Source organism: Ruminococcus sp. 1001136sp1_2201st1_G3_2201SCRN_220225 (genome assembly GCF_040924365.1).
GTDB lineage: Bacteria > Bacillota > Clostridia > Lachnospirales > Lachnospiraceae > Blautia_A > Blautia_A faecis.
The window spans coordinates 1-3052 of sequence record NZ_JBCOME010000075.1 but is presented as its reverse complement, the minus strand read 5'-3'; the positions used below and the strand labels follow the sequence as shown (position 1 = coordinate 3052).

General features: G+C 46.2%; 4 protein-coding genes. All 4 read right to left on the bottom strand.

Features of this window, described 5'->3' with window-relative positions; translation table 11 throughout:
- On the bottom strand, positions 1 to 828 hold an 828-nt coding region (locus tag AB5642_RS17930), incomplete at its 3' end, for a phosphopentomutase (RefSeq protein WP_368371805.1).
- A 25-nt stretch (positions 829 to 853) separates the two neighbouring features.
- The gene (gene add, locus AB5642_RS17925; protein ID WP_173716877.1) at positions 854 to 1834 is read right to left on the bottom strand and encodes an adenosine deaminase; all 981 of its coding nucleotides are present in this window, start codon (positions 1832 to 1834) and stop codon (positions 854 to 856) included.
- A gap of 116 nt (positions 1835 to 1950) precedes the next feature.
- A complete protein-coding gene (locus AB5642_RS17920) occupies positions 1951 to 2370 on the bottom strand; it encodes a cytidine deaminase (protein WP_173719033.1) in 420 nt (139 codons plus the stop codon).
- 130 nt (positions 2371 to 2500) lie between these two features.
- Positions 2501 to 3052: deoxyribose-phosphate aldolase (gene deoC, locus AB5642_RS17915; RefSeq protein WP_368371804.1), on the bottom strand; the 552-nt coding region annotated here is incomplete at its 5' end.

The window sequence follows — 3052 nt, the reverse complement described above, 5'->3', positions numbered from 1 at the left end:
GAAGTCTTCTTTGCAGATTTGGATGGTCTGCTCCATGCCGTGTACGGAGCTATCAGAATGATAGGTCTTTGTGATTCCTTCGCCGCAGAAAATATCGTTGATCTTCCCTACACCGATCACATCCAGCCCATTATCCTTTAACACATTTAATGCAGTCAGACCTGTTGGCTTCAAAGCATAGTCATGACGATTACTGGTTCGCCTGAACTCACCTTTCTTTTTGCCAACATATGGTCTGGCGATGACACGGCCTACACGCCATTCATCCTTCAGTGTAATTTCTCTTGCAATCTCGCAGCAGCGGTACAAATTCTGAAGATCAAAGGTTTCCTCATTTCCGCAGATCTGAAGAACAGAGTCGGCTGAAGTATACACGATCATGGCACCTGTATTGATTTCTTCTTCCCCAAGCTCTTCAATGATCTCCGTTCCGCTGGCGCTCTTGTTTCCAATCACGCGCTTGCTGCAGCGCTTCTCCAGTTCCGCGATCAGCTCCGGCGGAAAGCCAGTGTCTGTGAAAGTCTTAAACGGCTTCTCTGTCTTAATTCCCATCATTTCCCAATGGCCGGTCATGGTATCCTTACCATTGCTTGCTTCGCTTACGCGCATGTAACGGCCAATCGGCTTCTCCACACCTTGCATATTTCCTGCCGGATGAAGATTTAACATTCCAAGCTTCTTAAGATTTGGTATTTCCAGGGAGCCCATTTTATCCAGAATATGTCCGAATGTATCCACTCCCACATCCCCGAATTTTTCTGAATCCGGCATGGCACCGATTCCCAGAGAATCCAGAACGATCACGAAAATCCTTTCATATTTTTTCAAAATAAAATCCCTCGTTTCCAATATTTTATCCTTTTATTCCCAGTTCAGAATACAATCTTGCTTTCACCTCATCAGTGGCAAATGCCGTATCCACTGCATTCTTCATCATCAGCCGTATCTCTTCCTCCTGAATGCCATACGTGTTCTGGATGAACTGAAGCTCTTTGGTAAGGCTTGTGTTGCTCACTGTACGGTTGTCCGTGTTTATGGAAACCTTCAATCCTGTGTTCAGAAATTCCCGGATGGGATATTCTGACGGACTGTTTACCGCTTTTGTCTGAAGATTGCTGATAGGACACATTTCAATTCCAATGCCTCTGTCAGCCAGCTCTTTTTGAATATTATAATGGCCTCGCATGGCGATTCCATGTCCGATCCTGCCGGCTCCCGCTTTTACAGCATCCACAATGTTCTGTACGCTTCCACACTCTCCTGCATGAAGGGTAAAGGGCATCTCCAGCTTACGGGTGTTCTGAAAAAGCTCCATAAACTGTGCCATGGGATATGCTGCTTCCGCACCTGCCAGATCCGCTGCACACACACCATAGCCCAGATATTCACGGGCTGTTTTTATCATCCGGCTGTTGTCCTCCTGGCTGTGATGACGCATGGCACAGGTAATCACACCAAACTCCGTTCCAAAATCTGCTCTGCCCCGCTCAAGGCCTTTTAATACTGCCTCGATCACAGCACGGCAGTTCATTCCGGAGGTCTCTGAAAGAAGAGGTGCAAAACGGATTTCTGCGTAGCGTACATTTTCCTGGCTCATGGTGCGAAGTACGTCGTAGCCAGCTGCCTCAAGCCCTTTTTCATCCATAATACACTGACCCGGAAGCGAAAATTTCTCCAGGTATTCTGCAAGGCTTGTGCAGTCATCAGACACGCTAAGCTCTTCCGGCTGTACCCTTCTTCCCAGCTGACTCTCCATGAACTCCCGGCTTAAAGATCCGTCCAGATGACAGTGGAGTTCTGCCTTTGGTAGTGCTTTTAATTGTTCGATTGTCATATTTTTTCTCCTGCAATTCTTTATGCCGCTTTATAACTGCCGGATTCAATGCCAGATCACTCTGTTTTCGGCATTTTCCGGCATACTTCATAATAATCTTCTTTGGTCAGCATCTTTCACGCCAGATTAGATGGTCCGAATCCTAACGGCAGGAGCTCCTTTAGTGTATACACAGCATAATGCTCTTTATCCACCGCCAGAATGACCTGGAAGGTTTCCGGGTTGCAAAACTCCATCATGACCTGTCGACACACGCCGCAGGGAGCTGTATATTCTGTGAGCACGCCAGCCCTACCGCCAACGACACAGATTGCCTGAAATTCTTTCACCCCTTCGCTTACTGCCTTAAAAAAGGCGGTACGCTCCGCACAGTTTGTGGCTGTGTACCCGGCATTTTCAATGTTGCAGCCTGTGTAAACCTGCCCGTTTCTTGCAAGGAGGGCTGCGCCTACTTTAAAATTGGAATATGGTGTATAGGAATATTTCAGCTGGTGGATTGCTGTATCAATCAGATGGTTAATCGTCTCTTTTTCCATTTTCACACCTCTCTTATCATTCACATTTTCTGATTGTCATTGATAACATAATGCTCTTCTCGATGAACGTCGTTATAATCTGATCAATTCCGGAGACAGCATCTGTTCGCCCTTACAATCAATGACCAGATCAATATCCTGTGGCTTTCTCGTTCTTTACAATTTTTATAATCCGGCTGGTTCCCAGTCGGTCTGCACCAAGTGCAAGGAACTTCTCTGCATCCTCCAGGGAAGAAATTCCGCCTGCTGCTTTCATTTTTACATTTGGTCCGATATGTCTGGAGAAAAGCTCAATGTCTGCAAAGGTTGCACCTGCGCCACCAAAGCCGGTAGAGGTCTTAATATAATCTGCGCCTGCTTCTGTTACAATCTGGCACATTTTAATTTTTTCCTCATCTGTGAGGAAGCAGGTTTCAATGATAACCTTCAGGATCTTGTCACCGCATGCAGCTTTTAAGGTGCGGATCTCGTTCTCAATCAGGTCATATTTCTGATCTTTCAGCCAGCCGATATTGATTACCATATCGATTTCGGAAGCACCATTTGCAAGAGCATCTTTTGTTTCAAATTCCTTGGCTGCTGTTGTCATGTAGCCATTTGGGAAACCGATAACCGTGCACACTGCCATTTTTCCATTCATGTATTCTGCTGCCTGTTTTACATAGCTTGGCGGAATGCATAC

What these genes read in the sequence shown, in the direction of transcription:
- add (WP_173716877.1), bottom strand. Translation starts at nt 1,834, where the DNA reads ATGACAATCGAACAATTAAAAGCACTACCAAAGGCAGAACTCCACTGT.
- AB5642_RS17920 (WP_173719033.1), bottom strand. Translation starts at nt 2,370, where the DNA reads ATGGAAAAAGAGACGATTAACCATCTGATTGATACAGCAATCCACCAG.